At 66.9% G+C, this 17,699-nt stretch carries 16 protein-coding genes and 1 riboswitch; of the genes, 9 read left to right on the top strand and 7 right to left on the bottom strand.

Going from position 1 to position 17,699, the window contains the following annotated elements; all coding sequences use genetic code 11:
- The first annotated feature begins 186 nt into the window (after positions 1 to 186).
- A complete protein-coding gene (locus ABIB27_RS17305) occupies positions 187 to 393 on the top strand; it encodes a hypothetical protein (protein ID WP_354217759.1) in 207 nt (68 codons plus the stop codon).
- Positions 394 to 405: 12 nt separating this feature from the next.
- Here ABIB27_RS17305 and ABIB27_RS17300 read toward each other — a convergent pair whose 3' ends face one another.
- From ABIB27_RS17300 to ABIB27_RS17290, 3 genes are all read right to left on the bottom strand, one after another.
- On the bottom strand, positions 406 to 2,091 hold the full coding sequence (locus tag ABIB27_RS17300; protein ID WP_354217758.1) for an alkaline phosphatase D family protein: 1,686 nt from the start codon (positions 2,089 to 2,091) through the stop codon (positions 406 to 408).
- A 117-nt stretch (positions 2,092 to 2,208) separates the two neighbouring features.
- Positions 2,209 to 3,318 (bottom strand): LCP family protein, encoded by a 1,110-nt coding sequence (locus ABIB27_RS17295; protein ID WP_354254448.1) that lies wholly within the window; start codon positions 3,316 to 3,318, stop codon positions 2,209 to 2,211.
- 132 nt (positions 3,319 to 3,450) lie between these two features.
- Positions 3,451 to 4,092 carry an arsenate reductase/protein-tyrosine-phosphatase family protein gene (locus tag ABIB27_RS17290; protein WP_354217756.1) on the bottom strand — a complete coding sequence of 214 codons (642 nt, stop codon included), beginning with the start codon at positions 4,090 to 4,092 and terminating at the stop codon, positions 3,451 to 3,453.
- A gap of 151 nt (positions 4,093 to 4,243) precedes the next feature.
- On the opposite strand from ABIB27_RS17290, the gene ABIB27_RS19510 reads away from it, so the two are divergent.
- The gene (locus tag ABIB27_RS19510; protein ID WP_502909263.1) at positions 4,244 to 4,498 is read left to right on the top strand and encodes a hypothetical protein; all 255 of its coding nucleotides are present in this window, start codon (positions 4,244 to 4,246) and stop codon (positions 4,496 to 4,498) included.
- A gap of 127 nt (positions 4,499 to 4,625) precedes the next feature.
- Here the strand turns inward: ABIB27_RS19510 and ABIB27_RS17280 are convergent, their stop codons facing one another.
- The 4 genes from ABIB27_RS17280 to ABIB27_RS17265 form a co-directional block, all read right to left on the bottom strand.
- Complete coding sequence (locus ABIB27_RS17280) at positions 4,626 to 5,258, bottom strand: DUF305 domain-containing protein (protein ID WP_354217755.1); 633 nt, start codon at positions 5,256 to 5,258, stop codon at positions 4,626 to 4,628.
- Positions 5,259 to 5,325: 67 nt separating this feature from the next.
- Positions 5,326 to 5,700 carry a hypothetical protein gene (locus ABIB27_RS17275; protein WP_354217754.1) on the bottom strand — a complete coding sequence of 125 codons (375 nt, stop codon included), beginning with the start codon at positions 5,698 to 5,700 and terminating at the stop codon, positions 5,326 to 5,328.
- 184 nt (positions 5,701 to 5,884) lie between these two features.
- Positions 5,885 to 8,035, bottom strand: coding sequence for a copper-translocating P-type ATPase (locus tag ABIB27_RS17270; protein WP_354217753.1), 2,151 nt, complete (start codon positions 8,033 to 8,035; stop codon positions 5,885 to 5,887).
- Positions 8,036 to 8,091: 56 nt separating this feature from the next.
- Complete coding sequence (locus ABIB27_RS17265) at positions 8,092 to 8,274, bottom strand: hypothetical protein (RefSeq protein ID WP_354217752.1); 183 nt, start codon at positions 8,272 to 8,274, stop codon at positions 8,092 to 8,094.
- 268 nt (positions 8,275 to 8,542) lie between these two features.
- Between ABIB27_RS17265 and ABIB27_RS17260 the strand changes: the two genes are divergently transcribed.
- From ABIB27_RS17260 to ABIB27_RS17230, 7 genes are all read left to right on the top strand, one after another.
- Positions 8,543 to 9,286, top strand: coding sequence for a PAS and ANTAR domain-containing protein (locus ABIB27_RS17260; RefSeq protein WP_354217751.1), 744 nt, complete (start codon positions 8,543 to 8,545; stop codon positions 9,284 to 9,286).
- Positions 9,287 to 9,352: 66 nt separating this feature from the next.
- Complete coding sequence (locus ABIB27_RS17255) at positions 9,353 to 9,937, top strand: histidine phosphatase family protein (protein WP_354217750.1); 585 nt, start codon at positions 9,353 to 9,355, stop codon at positions 9,935 to 9,937.
- 195 nt (positions 9,938 to 10,132) lie between these two features.
- Positions 10,133 to 10,230: riboswitch (glycine riboswitch) on the top strand.
- A 159-nt stretch (positions 10,231 to 10,389) separates the two neighbouring features.
- Positions 10,390 to 13,254, top strand: a complete 2,865-nt coding sequence (gene gcvP / locus ABIB27_RS17250) for an aminomethyl-transferring glycine dehydrogenase (protein WP_354254446.1) — start codon at positions 10,390 to 10,392, stop codon at positions 13,252 to 13,254.
- Between the two features lie 12 nt (positions 13,255 to 13,266).
- On the top strand, positions 13,267 to 14,394 hold the full coding sequence (gene gcvT / locus ABIB27_RS17245) for a glycine cleavage system aminomethyltransferase GcvT (protein WP_354254444.1): 1,128 nt from the start codon (positions 13,267 to 13,269) through the stop codon (positions 14,392 to 14,394).
- Positions 14,395 to 14,477: 83 nt separating this feature from the next.
- Complete coding sequence (gene gcvH / locus ABIB27_RS17240) at positions 14,478 to 14,861, top strand: glycine cleavage system protein GcvH (protein ID WP_354217747.1); 384 nt, start codon at positions 14,478 to 14,480, stop codon at positions 14,859 to 14,861.
- Positions 14,858 to 16,183 carry a serine hydroxymethyltransferase gene (gene glyA, locus ABIB27_RS17235; protein ID WP_354254442.1) on the top strand — a complete coding sequence of 442 codons (1,326 nt, stop codon included), beginning with the start codon at positions 14,858 to 14,860 and terminating at the stop codon, positions 16,181 to 16,183. The genes gcvH and glyA overlap by 4 nt, the downstream gene beginning before the upstream one ends.
- Before the next feature lie 101 nt (positions 16,184 to 16,284).
- Complete coding sequence (locus ABIB27_RS17230; protein WP_354254440.1) at positions 16,285 to 17,697, top strand: L-serine ammonia-lyase; 1,413 nt, start codon at positions 16,285 to 16,287, stop codon at positions 17,695 to 17,697.
- Positions 17,698 to 17,699 lie beyond the last annotated feature (2 nt).

Genomic DNA, 17,699 nt, shown 5'->3' with positions numbered 1-17,699 from the left:
TTTTGACTGTGGTAAGCCATATTTTCCCCCAAAAGACGGGCATTTCGTGTTTAAAACGCCGGACCCGATCCCAACCTCATCGGTGGATCAAGGCTAAGGAGGGCATGGAATCCGGCCGTAGAGGGGAAACGCAGGCTGGGCGTATCCTGATTACGCGAAGACGCCCAGCCTGAGAGGGGAAGTTCCATGACCATCCCGCCAGTGCACGAACCCGAGCCGTTCCCGCCGGAACCCGGACCGGATCCGCTATCGCCGGATCCCACCCATCCCGGCCACCCGGGCCCGGAGAGGCCCAGCCCCATGCCGACGCCGGAACCTCCCGGCCCGCTTCCCGTCCCGGATCCGGGGCCGGCACCGCTGCGTCCGGACCCGACCCGCAGCGGTGCCGGCTGACTGCCTGAACGCCTACCGCTCCGGCGTCAGGGTCTTGGCGAACACCACGGCCCCGTTTGCATTGCGGAGGCTGGCCGTGAACGTGTTGTCCTCGCCGAGCTGGACGTGGCCGAAGAACTGGCTCTCGCCGTCGCGCGGTGACTGGGCCAACCGGCCCGCCTTGGCGAACACCACTTCCGGGCCGAAGGTGCCGTCCATGGCGTTGGGCCCGAAGGAGCCTGCCGCGATGGGGCCTGCCACAAATTCCCAGAAGGGATCGAAGTCCGTGAAGGCTGCACGTTCGGGGGAGTAGTGGTGCGCGGCGCAGTAATGCACGTCCGCGGTCAGCCAGACGATGTTCTTCACGCCGTTGCGCTTGAACGCGCTCAGCACGCCGGCGATCTCCAGTTCGCGGCCCAGCGGCGCGCCGTTGTCGCGGTTGGAGATGCTTTCTTCGTTGACGGGGCCGTCGGGGACGATGATGCCCAGCGGAAGGTCGGCGGCGATGACCTTCCAGGTGGCCTTGGATTTGGACACCTCTCGGATCAGCCAGTCCACCTGCTCCTGGCCCAGGATGGACGTGGCGTACGGTTCCTTCCCGTCCGTGTTCGGGGACTTGAAGGTGCGCATGTCCAGGCAGAAGACGTCCAGCTGCGGGCCGCGGGTGATCTTCCGGTAGATGCGCGCGGGCTGGTACTGGCCGCCGTCGTCGAACGTTCCGGGGCGCCACAGCGCCGAACTGTCGGCGATGGGCATGTTCTCCTGCCACGCCTGCCGACCGCGCGCGGCGAGGGTGTTGACATCGCGCACGGTGTAGCGGGCGTCGTCGATGACCTGCCCCGGGTACCAGTTGTTGTGGGTCTCGTGGTCGTCCCACTGGGCGATCACGGGAACGTCGGCGAACATGGCGCGCATGTTGGCGTCCAGCGAGTTGTAGCGGTGCCGGCCGCGGAATTCGGTGAGGGTTTCGGCCACCTTGGCGACCTCCTCGGTCACTACGTTCCGCCAGATCTGCCCGTCCGGTTCCACGACCGTTTCGGCGATAGGCCCGTCGGCGTAGATGGTGTCGCCGGAGTGGATGAAGAAGTCCGGCCGGGTGTTGTGCATGGCCCGGTAGCCGCGCATCCCGCCGATTTCCTCGTTAATGCCCCAGCCCTGGCCGGCGGTGTCGCCGGTCCACACAAAGCTCTGGACGGACGACGCCGGGCCGTCGCCGCCCGCGTGTCCGTTGCCGTTGGCGCCGGCGTTTCCGGAGTTGAAGCTCCCGTTGTCGGGTGCCGTCCGGAATGTTCCGTTGACGGCTTCACCCGCGGCGCCGTCGTCGTCCTCGAAACTGATCTCCAGGGCAAACCGGGTGTTGGCGGGAAGGTGGCCGGCGTGCATCTTGGCGGTGAAATCGGATGCCTGGGTGGCGCGCGGGCCGCGGAGGGTGCGCTCAAAGGCACCTTTCCCGCTCAGCACTGCGCCGCCGTCGTCCACTGCCCGGAGAGTGGCCAGCATCCTGCCAGGCCCTGAGGCACGGGACCACAGCACGGCGGAATCGGCGGTGACATCGCCGGTGGCGATGCCGCTGGGGAGGGTGAGGCGGTTCCGGACGAGTGCGATCCCGGCGACGGCGGGGCGTGCGGGCGAGGCAGCGTGGGCGGCGGCCGGCACGGCAGCAGCGGCGGCGGCGAGGACGGACCCCTTGACAATGGTGCGGCGCGAAATATCAGTCATGCACCCACAGTTGCGCGCCGCCGTGAACCGGCCGGCGCGGGCCGGTTAACACCAGGACGCGGCAGGGTGAACTTCTGTCACCCGCAACCGGGGAGAGGCCTGGCCCGGGGTGAGGGCCTACGGCACTGCGTATTCGCCGATCCTGCCCTCCCGGAGCGCGGCTGCCACGGCGTTGATGCCGCCGTAGTCCGGAAACAACACGGACTGCCCGGCCACCATGCCAGGACCGGCAGTGGGCAGCGTCATGGTGCCCACCGCGTTCACGTCCAGGTTGCGCAGGCTGTAGGCGAGGATGGCCGTCTGGACCGGATCGAAGCCCTTGTCCACGGTGAGGCAGCAGGCGGCAAACTCCACGATCGAGCGGACGGCGGTGACATCGTTCAGCGCGCCGCCGGCCGTCAGCCTGGCCAGGATGGCGCGCAGCATGATCCGCTGGTTCTGGACCCGCTGGAAGTCGCCGTTCACGAAGGCGTAGCGCTCGCGGGTGAACTCCAGCGCGGCCTGGCCGTCGAGGTGGTTCATGCCGGCAGAAAACGCGTGCCCGGTATCGAACGTGGCCTGGAAAGCGAACGGCACATTCAGGTCGATTCCTCCCAGCCCGTCCGTCAGGGCCCGGAAACCGTTGAAGTCCAACATCAGTGTGTGGTCAACGTGGATGCCAAGCAGCGATTCCACAGTCTGCGCCGTCAGGTCGATCCCACCGAGTTCCAGGCTGGCGTTGATCTTCGAGCCGCCGTATCCGGGGATGTCCACCCACAGGTCGCGCATGATGGAAATGACGTAGAGGGTGCGGCGGTCCGCCGCAACGTGGACCACCATCAGTGCGTCGGAGCGGTGGTCCTGGGACTCGCCCGTGGCCGCCGTGTGGGCCGCCTGTTCGCGCGCGTTGCCGCGGCTGTCACTGCCGACCACCAGGATGTTCATGGCCGCTGCGGGGGGATCGGCGATGGGTTCGGGCGGCGGGGGAGCTGCCGGTGCCGGTGGCGGCGGCGGCGTTTCAGACGGGGTGAGGGTGGCCGTGGGCGTTTCCGTCGAAGTGGGCTGCGGAGCTGCCACCTCCGCCGCCGGGCGGCTGAAGACCAGTGCCGACACGGCCACCACGGCCACCAGCAGGAGTGACAAGACAACCGCTATCAAGCGCCGGCGTTTCAGCGGTGTGGGTCCGGGTGCCTGTGGGCCTGAGGTGCCTGGTCCGATCCTGTCATGCCCGCTCGGGGTGCTTTCCATGACTCAGTGTCCGCCACGCGCCAAGTTCCCGCCATAGGGGGTGTGTGTCGTTTTCCTAACGCTTTAGCACCTCCCAAAACAGGCGCCGAAGTCAGTGCCCGGGTGGTGCGCGTACGACGCCGGCGCGCCGGGTTAAGCGGATACGTTCAGGCGGGCGTGGCGCAGGACGGAGACGATCGCCGGGGCAAGCTCGTCTTCCATCTGGCGGTAGACCTGGGGCCCCCGCCGGTAGGGGTCGATGATGTCGTTCTCGGCGGAGTCCGCGGGCAGTGACAGGTGCCGCACGGACGCGGCCCGGGCGGGCAGCCCGCGCCAGAAGGCGGTGTTGGCGCCCAGGGGAGCGCCGCCGTCGGCCCTTCCGGGATGGTCTGCGGTGGCATCGGCGCGGTGGTCCAGGACGTCCAGCATCCTGGCGAACTCGCGGATGGTGAAGGTGCGCTTGAGCAGCGAGGCGTCCAGCTGGAGCACTTCGCCGCGGTGGCCGGAGGTCATGGTCAGGACCAGGTCCACGCCGCGCAGGATCTTGCTGGTCAGCTGCCTGGAGACGAAGCCGTCAGGGTTCCCGCCGAAGGTGCGCACGATGTCCCCGGACAGTGGCTGCATGGGGTCGCCCACCATGGCCCGGGTCCCTGCACTGGTGACTTCAAACGCACCGGGCATTACCTGGTCCAGCCCGGCCTGCAGCAGCCGCTCGGCCACGGGGGAGCGGCAGATGTTTCCGGTGCAGACGGTCAGGATCCTCACGGGTGCAGGGGCAGGTGCGGGGGATTCCAAGGAGCTTCTCTTTTCCAGCGGGGCGCCGGACCGGTACGGCCCGTCTTTCAACGTAGCACGGGACCGTGCCGGCGACGCCCCAGCACGGTGAGGGCCGCGGCAGCGACCGGGTCAGCCGGCTGCCGGGGGCCGGAATGTGGCCCCGCCGTCGGTGGATACCACCATTCCGGTGGAGGTGGCGGCCCACACCCGGGCGTCGGCGCCCGGAACCTCCACTGCCGCGATGGCCTGGACCTGCCCGTCGATCCGTCCCTTCTCGGTCCGCGGCCAGGGCTGCAGGGACGAAACCGGCGGCCTGCACGGACCAGGTCTTCCCGTCGGGGCTGGTGCGCAGGGTGCCGTCGAAGGCCACGATGCCGGACTTGGCCGCCGTGAGTGCGTGGAAGTCCGACTCCCCCTGGCGTGAGAGTTGCTCCCAGGACATGCCGCCGTCGGTGGATTTAATCAGGCCCATCGGATTCGGCAGGTCTGAGCCTGGCCCGGGGTGGCCGGAGGCACCGGCCCGCAGCGGGCCGGTGCCTCGAGGCTGCTGGCTACATCTTGGCCAGCAGTGCCTTCATCTCCACCATCTCTGCTTCCTGCGAGGTGACGATGTCCCGGCTGAGCTGGATGGTAGCCGGGTACTTTCCGGCGCCGACCTCCTGCTGGGCCATTTCGATGGCGCCCTCATGATGACCGATCATTTGCTCGAGGAACAGCCGGGCGGCGTCGGCCCCCTGGGCTGCCTTGAGCTTGTTGATTCCCTCTTCATCCACCATTCCGTCCATCGAGTGGGCGGGCATGGTGGTGCCGGTCATCATTCCTGTGGGCTGGTTCCAGGTTTTCAGCCAGCCGGTCATTGTCTCAATTTCCGGCGCCTGGGCTGCCTTGATTTTGGTGGCGAGGGCGGTGACTTCGGCGGGGATGCCCTGCTTCGCCAGGATGATGTGGCTCATCTCCACGGCCTGGGAGTGGTGCGGCATCATCATTTGGGCGAACATGATGTCCGACTGGTTATGGGCTGCGTTGGCGTCCGGCATCATGCTGGCCATGGGACTTGAGCTGCCGTTGTGCATGCCGGACATGGTGTTTCCGTCGGCGGGGGTGGACGAGGCTGCGCAGCCTGCCAGGCCCAGGGAAGCCGCCAGGGCGGCGGCCATAGAGATGTTTCGAATCTTCGTGTTCATGGGAAAGGTCCTTCTAAACGTAGGGGGGCTGTGCCGTGGGTGATTTGTGTGCGTGGCGCAGTCCGGTTTACGTCCGGCTGATGGACAGGTCGCAGGGCGTGGGGCTCGCGGGAGTGTGGGAGTGCTCGATGACCGGCCCGGTGCGGGCTGCCGGTCCTGGGTGGACGGCGACGCCGGTTTCGTGGGGTGGGTAGACGGTCAGCGCGCCGGCTTTGGCGGAGGGGATGCAGGACGTCCCGGCCTGCATCATCTCGTGACACGAGCCTGAGCAGGAGGTGATGGCGGCGGCGGGAGCACCGGCGACGGGCTGCCCGGAGTCTCTGGCGGCTTCGTGCCCGCTGGCATCGTGGCCGGTAACGCCATGGCCAGCCCCTGCGTGACTGCCCGCAGTGTACCCCTCAACAGTGTGCCCCTCAACAGCGTGCCCCCCAGTCGCCTGCACCGCCGCCGTGTGATTCCCGTGGGCGGCATGGTTCCGGTCATCACGTGCATGCCAAAGAGCCCGGCGATGAGTGCCAGCACGGCCGCTGCCAGGGCGGCGCGCAGGAGGGCGGCGGACACCGTGCGTGCGGTTGCCGTCATGGTGCTGCCTCCTCTCATCGCGCCGCTAACCAGCGTTCCTTGATTCAACGAACCTCGGACGGGTTCAGTTTCACTCGCCGGAGCAGCTGGGCGTTGAGGGCCACCACTATGGTGGAAACGGACATCAGCACTGCACCCGCAGCGGGGGAAAGCACCACGCCGGCGAAGGCCAGGACGCCCGCGGCCAGCGGCACGGACAGGACGTTATAGCCGGTGGCCCACACCAGGTTCTGCCACATTTTCCGGTAGCTGGCGCGGGACAGATCCAGCATGGACAGTACTGCGCGCGGATCGTTCCCGGCCAGGACCACGCCCGCTGATTCCATGGCAACGTCGGTTCCGGCGCCGATGGCGATTCCCACCTCAGCGCGGGCAAGCGCAGGGGAGTCGTTGACGCCGTCGCCCACCATGGCCACCTTCAGGCCGCGGGCCTGGAGTTCGGCCACTTTCTTGTCCTTGTCAGCGGGCAGGACCTCGGCGAACACCTCGTCGATATGCAGGTCCGCCGCGACGGCCTGGGCCACCTGGTGGGCATCGCCGGTGATCATGGCCACCTTGATTCCCCGGTTCTGAAGGGCGGCCACGGCTTGCCGCGACTCCGCCCGCACCGAATCCTCGAGGCTGACCGCCCCGAGGACGGTGCCGCCGTCGAGCACGTGCAGCACGGCCGCGCCGCGGTCCATCCACCCCCGGGTGGAACGCATCAGCTCTTCAGGCTCGACGGCGCCGAGTTCGCGCAGGAGTGCGGGGCCGCCGACGTGGATGGTCCGGCCGCCCACGGTCGCCTGAACGCCGCGGCCCATCAGCGAGCTGAAACCGGTGGCCCGCGGCAGCGTCAGGTTCCGCCCGCGGGCGGCACGGACGATAGCGCGGGCAACGGGATGTTCGCTGTCGGATTCGACGGCGGCGGCCAGTGCCAGCAGGCTGTCAGCGTCCACGCCCGGCGCGGCGGCAACATCCTTCAGGTCAGGTTCCCCGGTGGTCAGGGTGCCGGTCTTGTCGAACAGGACAACGTTGATGGTCCGCATGCGTTCCAGCGCCATCCGGTTCTTGATCAGGACGCCCGCCCGTGCTGCCTGTTCCGTGGAAATCGCGATCACCAGCGGAATGGCCAGGCCCAGGGCATGCGGGCAGGCGATGACCAGCACGGTGACGGTGCGCGTGACGGCCTCCGGCACGCTGCCCAGCAGGCTCCACACAATGAAGGTGATGACGCCGGCCCCGGCGGCAAAGTAGAACAGGCAAGCGGCAGCACGGTCGGCCAGGGCCTGGGCCTTCGAGGATGAGGCCTGGGCTTCGGCCACCAGCCGCTGGATCCCGGCGAGGGCGGTATTTTCGCCGACGGCGGTGACCTGGACGCGGACGCTGTTGTCAGTGGCCACGGTTCCTGCCACCACGGCGTCACCCACCGTCCGGGGGACAGTTTTGGATTCGCCGGTGATCATGGACTCGTCGAATTCGGCCTGACCGTCCACCACCGTCCCGTCGGCCGGCATCCTGGCCCCGGAGCGGACCAGGACGGTATCGCCTTCACGGAGTTCGGACACAGGGACGGTTTCAGTGCCTTCAGCGGTGACGCGTTCGGCTTCGTCGGGCAGCAGCGCAGCGAGGGCATCCAGCGCGCCCTGCGCCGACCCGAGGGCCCGCATTTCGATCCAGTGGCCCAGCAGCATGATGGCCACCAGCAGGGCAAGCTCCCACCAGAAGTCCAGATCGAAGCCGCCGATTCCCAGGCTCGTGACCCAGGATGCCGCGAACGCCACCGTGATGGCCATGCCGATCAGCAGCATCATTCCCGGCTGCCGGTTCTTCAGCTCCTGGACTCCGCCCTTAAGGAACGGCTGGCCTCCGTAGAGGAAGATGACGGTTCCCAGCACGGGCGCAATCCAGGCCGAACCGGGAAACATCGGCGGCATGTAACCGAGCAGGTGCCCCACCATGGGGCTGAAGTAGACCACCGGAACCGAGAGGGCCAGTGTCAGCCAGAAGCGGTTCTTGAACATGGCCGTGCTGTGGCCCGCGTGCTGGCCATGGGCGTGGACGGTGTGGTCATCGTCCGTGTGGTTCTGCGCGGGGTGGTGGGTGTGGGCCGTATGCTCAGGGGTGCCGTGGCCCGGAGCGCTGTGTTGGCTCGGCACGTCCTGACCCTCTACACCCACCTGCCCACCCGAATGGTGGTGATTGTGGTCTTCCATGATTCCTCCTGCGGGATACCCCTGACGCGGGAACGCCGGGGGCTGGCGTGGTGCGGTCAGCGGCGTTCTGCGGCGTCCGCGGCAGTGTTGGGTGCAGCGCTGATGCGTGCAACGCCGTCGCGCGCCCCGCCGTCGGCCATTACGACGGCGGCGGGGGCTGCGGCAGCCGGTGAGCAGCAGCTGCAGCCTGAGGCAGCGGGGATCAAAGGAAGTTGGGGCCGGTTCTCGGCTTCACGCATGTCAGTTCCATTTCTTGACGAAGAAGTGATGGGGCTGGGGTTGAACGGCTGTGATGGCGGTGCGGGGCACCGGCTTGGACATACCAGTTCACTGACAACATCCTCAACATACCCCCAGGGGGTATGCAAGTCAAGGCCTGCGGGGTGTGTTGGAAGCCATAATTGAGGATGTGCTGCCTTCCCCATTGAGGCGCTTTCCGTCCATACTTGGATATTGCTGCATCCCTCAAAGGTGACGGGATGCCGGACGGTGCGTGGAGGTGCCCTCATGGCCAGGCTTGGCAGTCCTATCACGTATTCCAGTGCTCTCGGGGAAGGTGCGTGCCTCGCCGGTACTTTCCACGTGAAGCTTCCGGCGCAAACAGTGGAGTGGTCCGACGGGATGTACCAGGTGCACGGGTACCGGCGCGGCGAGGTGGTGCCGACGCTGGATCTGCTGTTTTCGCACAAGCATCCCGAGGACAGGGAGGGGTGCCAGGACATCGTGGCGACGGTTTCCCAAAGCGGCGGCTACTTCTGCATATACCACCGGATCATCGACGCCCAGGGGCGTATCCGCCATGTGCTGACCTCCGGCGACGCAATCCAGGATGGCGAGGGCAAGGTGACAGCACTGGCGGGCCTCATGCTGGACCTGTCCTCCACTTTGCGGCGCGAGACAGAGCAGGTGGCCCGTGACGCGGTAATTGCAGCCACGGCAACGCGCAGCATCATTGACCAGGCCCGCGGCATTCTGATGGGCCGGCTGTTGATCGGTTCCGAGACTGCCTTCGAGCTGCTGGTCACCACCAGCAGCCACCGCAACATCAAGCTTGCGGCGTTGGCCGCCGAGATTTTGCGCCTGGCCGAACGCCCGGAAGGAACGGTTGCGCTGGATGCGGCCCTGCAGGCAATGCACGCCGTGGCGGAAACGTCTTCCGAAAAGCTCAAGGCCCGCGGCCTCTGGGGCAACCTTGGCTCGATGACCGTGGTTCCAGTGGCGGGAAGCGGTCCAGCCGGTGGCCTCAGCTGAGGATCTGCTCACCGTGGCGCTGCCGGTGGCCGCGTGGCCTTCCCGCCGTCGGGGACAATGGAAGGCATGACCCTCACGACGTTCGCCCTCGTCCGCCATGGCCAGACTGACTGGAATGCGCAGCGCCGGCTCCAAGGAGCTACTGACATTCCCCTGAACGACGTCGGCCGCGACCAGGCGCGCGACGCCGTCGCCGCCCTTGACGGTCTCGAATGGGACGCCGTGGTGTCCTCGCCGCTGAGCCGTGCCGCGGAAACCGCCAGTCTGATTTCCGCGGGGCTCGGGCTCAGCGTGGCCCGGCACGTTCCGGAGCTCACCGAGCGCAGCTTCGGACAAGCGGAAGGCCTGCAGGCCGGCCCCGAGCTGGAGGCGCTGCGCATCCCCGGCGGTTTCCGGGGCGCCGAAAGCGAAGATGAGGCCGCCAGCCGCGGGCTGACGGCGCTGGAAGCTCTGGCGGAGGAGTTCCGCGGCCGCCGGGTTCTGGTGGTCGCCCATGGCACCCTCCTGCGGGTAAGCCTCAGCCGCGCCATCGGCCGGACCCTGCACGGCATTGACAACGCCGTGCTCAACCTGGCCCACCACCACGTCCACGAGGGCTGGCAGCTGGAGTACTACAACGGCGAGCGGCTGGCGGCTGACGTCCGGGCCTGACCCGACAGAGCCACGCGGGGTCACTTCACGCCCAATCAGCCGCCGGAATTGGGCCGGAAGTGACCCCGCGTTGTGGTGGGGGCGCGGGATGTGATGCCTGTCCCAGGGCTGACCTGCGTCGACTCGCAACGTTTGCGCATGATTCGGAATCCGAGTAAGCTGTGGGCCGTGTCACTGACGAGGTGGCACAGCTTTTGATCTGCGGCGGGAGAGTCCTGCCAGTACGTTTAGCAGGCGCCGTAGGAGCAAATCCTCTCCGGGAATCTCTCAGGCCCACGTACCGCCGCGGTTAGGCAACTCTGGAAAGCAGTCCGGCAACGGGCTCACCGACGGTGCAAGCGTCATTCTGTAAAGGCAGGCGGCGCGGAAACTCTCAGGTCCCATACAGAGCGGGGAGGAACCCGAATCAATGTGGCGTACCCAGCGCGCCACCTGAATTATGGAGTTCCTTCATGACCATTCAGTCGTCCCCCACCGTCTTCGCCGACCGGCATATTGGTGCGCGCCGCCAGGCCGATATCGACACCATGCTCAAGGCGGTTGGCTATGACAACGTTGATGGCCTCGTTGACGTTGCCGTCCCCGATTCCATCCGCCAGGCCAAGCCGCTGGCCCTCAAGGACGCCCTGAGCGAGGTTGAAGTGCTGGCTGAGCTGCGGACGCTCGCTGCCAAGAACAAGATGGCTGTGCAGATGATCGGCCAGGGCTACTACGACACCGTCACGCCCGCCGTGATCCGCCGCAACATCCTCGAAGCTCCGGCCTGGTACACCGCGTACACGCCGTACCAGCCAGAGATCTCCCAGGGCCGCCTCGAAGCACTCCTGAACTTCCAGACCATGGTCCAGGACCTCGTGGGCCTGCCCATCGCCAACGCCTCCCTGCTGGACGAAGCCACCGCCGTTGCCGAGGCCGTGCTGATGATGCGCCGCGCGAACAAGAACAAGGCCGCCCACGACGGCAAGACCGTCCTGGACGCGGACGTTCTCCCGCAGACCATCGCCATCGTCAGGGGCCGCGCCGAAGCCCTCGGCTTCGAGGTGGAGGTCGCTGACCTGTCCCAGGGCCTGCCCGAGGGTGACATCAACGGCATCGTCCTGCAGCAGCCCGGCGCGTCCGGCCGCGTGTACGGCCACGCCGCAGTCATCGCCGCCGCCAAGGAACGCGGCGCGCTGGTGACCGTCGCCGCTGACCTGCTGGCGCTGACCCTGATCACCCCTCCGGGCGAGCAGGGCGCGGACATCGCCGTCGGCTCGACCCAGCGCTTCGGTGTGCCGCTGTTCTTCGGCGGCCCGCACGCCGCGTACATGGCCGTCGCGAAGGGCCTGGAGCGTTCCATGCCCGGCCGCCTCGTGGGCGTGTCCAAGGACGACGCCGGCCTCCCCGCCTACCGCCTGGCCCTCCAGACCCGCGAGCAGCACATCCGCCGCGAGAAGGCCACGTCCAACATCTGCACCGCGCAGGCTCTGCTGGCCATCGTCTCCTCGTTCTACGCCGTCTACCACGGCCCGGACGGCCTGAAGGCGATCGCCGAGCGCGTCAACACGCACGCCCGGACCCTCGCCACCACGCTGAAGGCCGCCGGCCGCGAACTGGCCACCGAGACCTTCTTCGACACCGTCACGGTCAGCGTCCCGGGCAAGGCCGCCAAGGTCATCGCCGCCGCCGAAGCACGCGGGATCAACCTGCGCCACATCGACGATGACACCATCGGCGTCTCCGTGGATGAAACCACGACGCCGGATATTTTGTCCTCGATCGCTGTCGCCTTCGGCGCCGGCCCGGTGGGGGACACGAAGGGCTTTGAACTGCCCGAATCAGCGCTCCGCACCTCCGGCTACATGGAGCACCCGGTGTTCAACACGCACCGTTCCGAGACCCAGCTGCTGCGTTACATCCGCAAGCTGAGCGACCGGGACCTGGCACTGGACCGCACCATGATCCCGCTGGGCTCCTGCACCATGAAGCTGAACGCCACCGCCGAGATGGAAGCCATGTCCTGGCCGGAGTTCGCCTCCATCCACCCGTTCGCCCCGGAATCCCAGACCGTGGGCTGGCGTGAACTGATCAGCGGCCTCGAAGCTGACCTCGCCGAGATCACCGGCTACGACCAGGTCTCCCTGCAGCCGAACGCCGGCTCCCAGGGCGAGCTCGCTGGCCTGCTGGCGATCCGCGGCTACCACCGCTCCAATGGTGACACGCAGCGCAACATCTGCCTGATCCCGGCTTCGGCGCACGGCACCAACGCCGCGTCCGCGGTCCTGGCCGGCATGAAGGTTGTCGTCGTCGCCACCGCACCCGATGGCACCATCGACCACACCGATCTGAACGCGAAGATCGAAGCGAACAAGGACGCCCTCTCGGCGATCATGATCACCTACCCCTCCACGCACGGCGTATACGACGCCGACGTGACCGACATCTGCGACGCGGTCCACGCCGCGGGCGGCCAGGTCTACGTCGACGGCGCGAACCTGAACGCCCTGGTGGGCCTGGCGCAGCCGGGCAAGTTCGGCGGCGACGTCTCGCACCTGAACCTGCACAAGACCTTCTGCATCCCGCACGGCGGCGGCGGACCCGGCGTTGGCCCGGTCGCAGCCAAGGCCCACCTGGCACCGTTCATGCCCGGCGATGCGAACAAGGCAGCCCACGACTCCGGCTCTGCCGGATCAACAGGCGTGGCCATCAGCGCCTCGAACTACGGCTCCGCCGGTGTCCTCCCCATCTCCTGGGCCTACGTGAAGCTCATGGGCGGCGAAGGCCTGACCGAAGCCACCAAGTCGGCGCTGCTGGCGGCCAACTACGTGGCGGCACGCCTGAACGAGTACTTCCCGGTCCTCTACACCGGCGCCGGCGGGCTGGTGGCGCACGAGTGCATCCTGGACCTGCGCGACCTGACGGCGAAGACCGGCGTGACCGCGGAAGATGTGGCCAAGCGCCTCATCGACTACGGTTTCCACGCACCCACCCTGGCGTTCCCGGTAGCTGGCACCCTAATGGTGGAGCCCACCGAGTCCGAGGACCTGGCCGAGATCGACCGGTTCATCGACGCGATGATCACCATCCGCAAGGAAATCGACCAGGTGGCCGACGGCGACTTCACCGTGCAAAACTCCCCGCTGCGCAACGCACCGCACACTGCGGCCGCCGTCGTCAGTTCCGACTGGGCAAAGGAATACACCCGCGAGCAGGCCGTCTTCCCGGTCCACCACCTCAAGCAGGACAAGTACTTCCCGCCCGTGGGCCGCATCGACGGCGCCGCCGGAGACCGCAACCTGATCTGCTCCTGCCCGCCGCTGTCCGAGTTCGAAGACTAAGGATCCCTGACAATGACTGAGAACTACACGGCGCTCTACGAAGAGCACAAGAAACTCGGCGCCTCGTTCACCGATTTCGGTGGCTGGCAGATGCCCCTGAAGTACAGCTCCGAGCTCGCCGAACACCACGCCGTACGCAACGCCGCCGGCCTGTTCGACCTCTCCCACATGGGCGAAGTCTGGGTCACCGGCCCCGACGCCGGTGCGTTCCTGGACTACGCCCTCGTGGGCAAGCTCTCCGCCATCGCGGACGGCAAGGCCAAGTACTCGCTGATCTGCAACGCCGACGGCGGCATCATCGATGACCTCATCACCTACCGGTTCGGTGACGAGAAGTACCTCGTGGTCCCCAACGCGGGCAACGCACCCACCGTTGCTGCTGCGATGGCGGAACGGGCCGGTTCCGGCAAAGAGGGGAACTTCGACGTGAAGGTGGAGGACGCTTCCGCAGCAACCTCCCTGGTCGCGGTCCAGGGTCCCAAAGCCGAGGCCATCCTGCTCAAGCTGACCGACGAGGCCCAGCACGCACTGGTCACCGACCTGAAGTACTACGCGTTCAACGAGCTCACCATCGCCGGCCACAACGTCATCCTGGCCCGCACCGGCTACACCGGCGAAGACGGCTTCGAACTCTTTGTCCCGAACGACGCCGCAGCTTCCCTGTGGGCGTCCATCGCCGCTGCAGGGGAGGAGTTCGGCATCATTCCGTGCGGCCTCGCGGCCCGCGACTCGCTCCGCCTGGAAGCCGGCATGCCGCTGTACGGCAACGAGCTATCTCTGGAGCGTTCACCGTTCGACGCCGGCCTGGGCCCCGTTGTGGCGCTCAAGAGCAAGGAAGGCGACTTCGTGGGCCGCTCCGCCCTGGAAGCTGCCAAGGAAGCCGGATCCAAGCGCAAGCTTGTCGGCCTGAAGGGCCTTGGCCGCCGTGCCGGCCGTGGCGGCTACCCGGTCCTGAAGGACGGCAACGTGGTTGGCGAAGTCACCTCCGGCCAGCCCTCACCCACCCTGGGCTACCCGGTTGCCATGGCCTATGTCGACGTCGAGCAGTCCGAACTGGGCACCGCCCTGGACATCGACCTGCGCGGCAAGGTAGAGCCTTTCGAGGTCATCGCCCTCCCGTTCTACAAGCGCCAGAAGTAGTTTTCGGGTGCCGGATGCCAGCCGCAACGGATCTGCAGCCACCCCACCCGACCACCCACAGATTTCAAACGTAAGGAACACACATGGCTAAGGTTGCCGCTGAACTGAAGTACTCCGCCGAGCACGAGTGGATTTCCACTGATGGCTCTGGCCCGTCCGTTGTTGGCGTGTCCGCCGTTGCCGCCGAGGCACTGGGCGACATCGTCTACGTGGACCTGCCCGAGGTTGGCTCCACCGTCACTGCTGGCGAGACGTGTGGCGAGATCGAGTCCACCAAGTCCGTTTCTGACCTGTACTCCCCGGTCACCGGCGAGGTCACGGAAATCAATGATGGCGCCGTGAGCGATCCCGCACTGATCAACTCCGATCCGTACGGTGCCGGCTGGCTGTTCAAGGTCACCGTCGAGTCCGAGGGCCCGCTGCTGTCCGCGCAGGAATACGCGGAAGCAAACGGTGGCGAGCTGTGAGCGCCGCTGCAGCAGGCACCGCAGTCTTTGAGCAGGTAGTCTCCGCCAGCCTGGATGCCGACCTGTCGGTCCTGGACCCGGAAATCGCGGTCAAGATCGACGACGAACTGGGCCGCCAGCGTGATGGCCTGGAGATGATCGCCTCGGAGAACCACACCGCCGTTGCGGTCATGCAGGCCCAGGGCTCGGTCCTGACCAACAAGTATGCCGAGGGCTACCCGGGCAAGCGCTACTACGGTGGCTGCGAGCACGTGGACGTCATCGAGCAGCTGGCCATCGACCGCGTCAAGGCCCTGTTCGGTGCCGAGTTCGCCAACGTGCAGCCGCACTCCGGCGCACAGGCCAATGCTTCAGTCATGCACGCGCTGATCAAGCCGGGCGATACCATCATGGGCCTGAATCTGGCTCACGGCGGTCACCTCACCCACGGCATGCGCATCAACTTCTCCGGCAAGCTCTACAACGTGGTCCCCTACCAGGTCCGCGAAGACACCCACACCATTGACATGGCCGAGGTGGAGCGCCTGGCGCTGGAGACCAAGCCGCAGCTCATCGTTGCCGGCTGGTCGGCGTACGCCCGCCAGCTGGACTTCGCCGAGTTCCGCCGGATCGCCGATCTGGTGGGTGCGTACCTGATGGTGGACATGGCGCACTTCGCCGGCCTGGTGGCGGCTGGCCTGCACCCGAGCCCGGTGCCGCACGCCCACGTTGTCACTTCCACCACGCACAAGACCCTCGCCGGTCCGCGCGGCGGCATTATCCTCTCCAACGATCCCGCGATCGCCAAGAAGATCAACTCCGCTGTCTTCCCGGGCCAGCAGGGCGGCCCGCTGGAGCACGTCATCGCCGGCAAGGCTGTGGCCTTCAAGATCGCCGCATCACCGGAGTTCAAGGAACGCCAGGAGCGCGTCCTGGCGGGCGCCAGCATCCTGGCCGACCGCCTGGTCCAGCCGGACGTCACCGCCAAGGGCATCAACGTGATCTCCGGCGGCACCGACGTGCACCTGGTCCTGGTTGACCTGCGCAACTGCGAGCTCGACGGCCAGCAGGCCGAGGACCGCCTGGCCGCGATTGACATCACCGTCAACCGCAACGCCGTGCCGTTCGACCCGCGCCCGCCGATGGTCACCTCCGGCCTGCGCATCGGCACCCCCGCCCTGGCCACCCGTGGCTTCGGCGAGGCTGCGTTCCGTGAAGTTGCGGACATCATCGCCGAGGCATTGATTGCCGACGCCGACGCGGACCTTTCCGGCCTGCGTCACCGGGTCGAGGCACTCGCCGCCGCCCACCCGCTTTACCCGTCAGTCGCCAACGTCAGCTGACGCAGTTTTTGTCCAGATAATGGGTCTTTTCAGCTGATTTAGGCCTGTTATCTGGACAAAAACTCCTGATTTGTACGCGATTTTTTAGTTAGGAAACGCACATGGCCGTTGGCGTCTTTGATTTGTTCTCCGTCGGGATCGGACCGTCGAGCTCGCACACTGTTGGGCCCATGCGGGCTGCTGCTGTGTTCGCCGAAGAACTTCGGGGCGCCGGTGTCCTGGAGAAGGTGGCGGGACTGCGGGTGGACCTGTACGGGTCGCTCGCCGCAACAGGCCACGGCCATGGCACCATGACGGCCATCCTGCTGGGCCTGGAGGGGTTCCACCCCGAAAAGATCCTGCCGGCCGAGGTGGAGGAGCGGCTCGCCGCGATTGCCGAAACCGGGATGCTGCAGCTCGCCGGCGCCGGTGAAGGGGGAGGCGTGCAGCTTCCCTACGGTGTGACGGACATGATCCTGCGCCCGCTGACCGTCCTGCCGCGGCACACCAACGGCATGACCTTCACGGTCTCGGACAAAAATGGCGAGGCCCTGCACAAGGCCACGTTCTTCTCCGTGGGCGGCGGCTTCATTATCCGCGAAGGCGAGGAAGACGCTGCCCTGAAGGAACTCGACGAGTCCAAAAAGGAACTCCCGCTGCCGTTCCGTACGGCCGCTGAACTCCTGGGCCGCTGCCAGTCCAAGGGCCTGTCCATCGGCGAGATCATGTTCGTCAACGAACGCGCCTCCCGCAGGGAGGAAGAGATCCGCGAAGGGCTGCTGCACATCTACTCCGTAATGGAGGAGTGCGTGGAAGTCAGCCTCAAGCGCGAGGGGCTGCTGCCCGGCGGACTGAAGGTCCGCCGTCGTGCGCCTGACTGGCACGAACGCCTCCTCAAGGAGGATAAGGACCGGGACCCCAAGTACTGGCAGGAATGGGTGAACCTGATCGCCCTGGCGGTCAACGAGGAGAACGCGTCCGGCGGCCGGGTGGTCACCGCCCCCACGAACGGCGCCGCCGGGATCATCCCCGCGGTCCTGTATTACGCACTGCATTTCGCACCCGGGATGGACAAAGCCACGCAGGAAGACCGCGACGACGTTGTGGTCAAGTTCCTCCTCACGGCCGGTGCCATCGGGGTGCTTTACAAGGAACAGGCGTCCATTTCGGGCGCCGAGGTGGGCTGCCAGGGTGAGGTGGGCTCGGCATCGTCGATGGCGGCGGCAGGGCTCGCGGAGGTCATGGGCGGCACACCCCAGCAGGTGGAGAACGCCGCGGAAATCGCGATGGAACACAACCTGGGCCTGACGTGCGATCCGATCGGCGGCCTGGTGCAGGTTCCCTGCATCGAGCGGAACGCCATCGCGGCGGCGAAAGCCATCAACGCGGCAAAGATGGCGCTCTGGGGGGACGGTACCCACCGGGTGTCGCTGGACGAGGTGATTGTGACGATGCGGGAAACCGGCAGGGACATGAGCTCCAAGTACAAGGAAACAGCCATGGGCGGCCTCGCCGTCAACGTCGTGGAATGCTAAGG

This window comes from Arthrobacter sp. UYEF21 (genome assembly GCF_040546085.1).
GTDB lineage: Bacteria > Actinomycetota > Actinomycetes > Actinomycetales > Micrococcaceae > Arthrobacter.
Note: the sequence above shows the minus strand (reverse complement) of the source record. Positions and strands in the feature narration are given on the sequence as shown.

Excerpts from the sequence above, each read along its gene's own strand:
- ABIB27_RS17280 (WP_354217755.1), bottom strand. The coding sequence starts at position 5,258 with ATGAACACGAAGATTCGAAACATCTCTATGGCCGCCGCCCTGGCGGCT.
- ABIB27_RS17295 (WP_354254448.1), bottom strand. The coding sequence starts at position 3,318 with ATGGAAAGCACCCCGAGCGGGCATGACAGGATCGGACCAGGCACCTCA.
- ABIB27_RS17270 (WP_354217753.1), bottom strand. The coding sequence starts at position 8,035 with ATGGAAGACCACAATCACCACCATTCGGGTGGGCAGGTGGGTGTAGAG.
- ABIB27_RS17260 (WP_354217751.1), top strand. The coding sequence starts at position 8,543 with ATGGCCAGGCTTGGCAGTCCTATCACGTATTCCAGTGCTCTCGGGGAA.
- gcvT (WP_354254444.1), top strand. The coding sequence starts at position 13,267 with ATGACTGAGAACTACACGGCGCTCTACGAAGAGCACAAGAAACTCGGC.
- gcvH (WP_354217747.1), top strand. The coding sequence starts at position 14,478 with ATGGCTAAGGTTGCCGCTGAACTGAAGTACTCCGCCGAGCACGAGTGG.
- ABIB27_RS17265 (WP_354217752.1), bottom strand. The coding sequence starts at position 8,274 with ATGCGTGAAGCCGAGAACCGGCCCCAACTTCCTTTGATCCCCGCTGCC.
- ABIB27_RS17300 (WP_354217758.1), bottom strand. The coding sequence starts at position 2,091 with ATGACTGATATTTCGCGCCGCACCATTGTCAAGGGGTCCGTCCTCGCC.
- ABIB27_RS17305 (WP_354217759.1), top strand. The coding sequence starts at position 187 with ATGACCATCCCGCCAGTGCACGAACCCGAGCCGTTCCCGCCGGAACCC.
- ABIB27_RS17230 (WP_354254440.1), top strand. The coding sequence starts at position 16,285 with ATGGCCGTTGGCGTCTTTGATTTGTTCTCCGTCGGGATCGGACCGTCG.
- gcvP (WP_354254446.1), top strand. The coding sequence starts at position 10,390 with ATGACCATTCAGTCGTCCCCCACCGTCTTCGCCGACCGGCATATTGGT.
- ABIB27_RS17255 (WP_354217750.1), top strand. The coding sequence starts at position 9,353 with ATGACCCTCACGACGTTCGCCCTCGTCCGCCATGGCCAGACTGACTGG.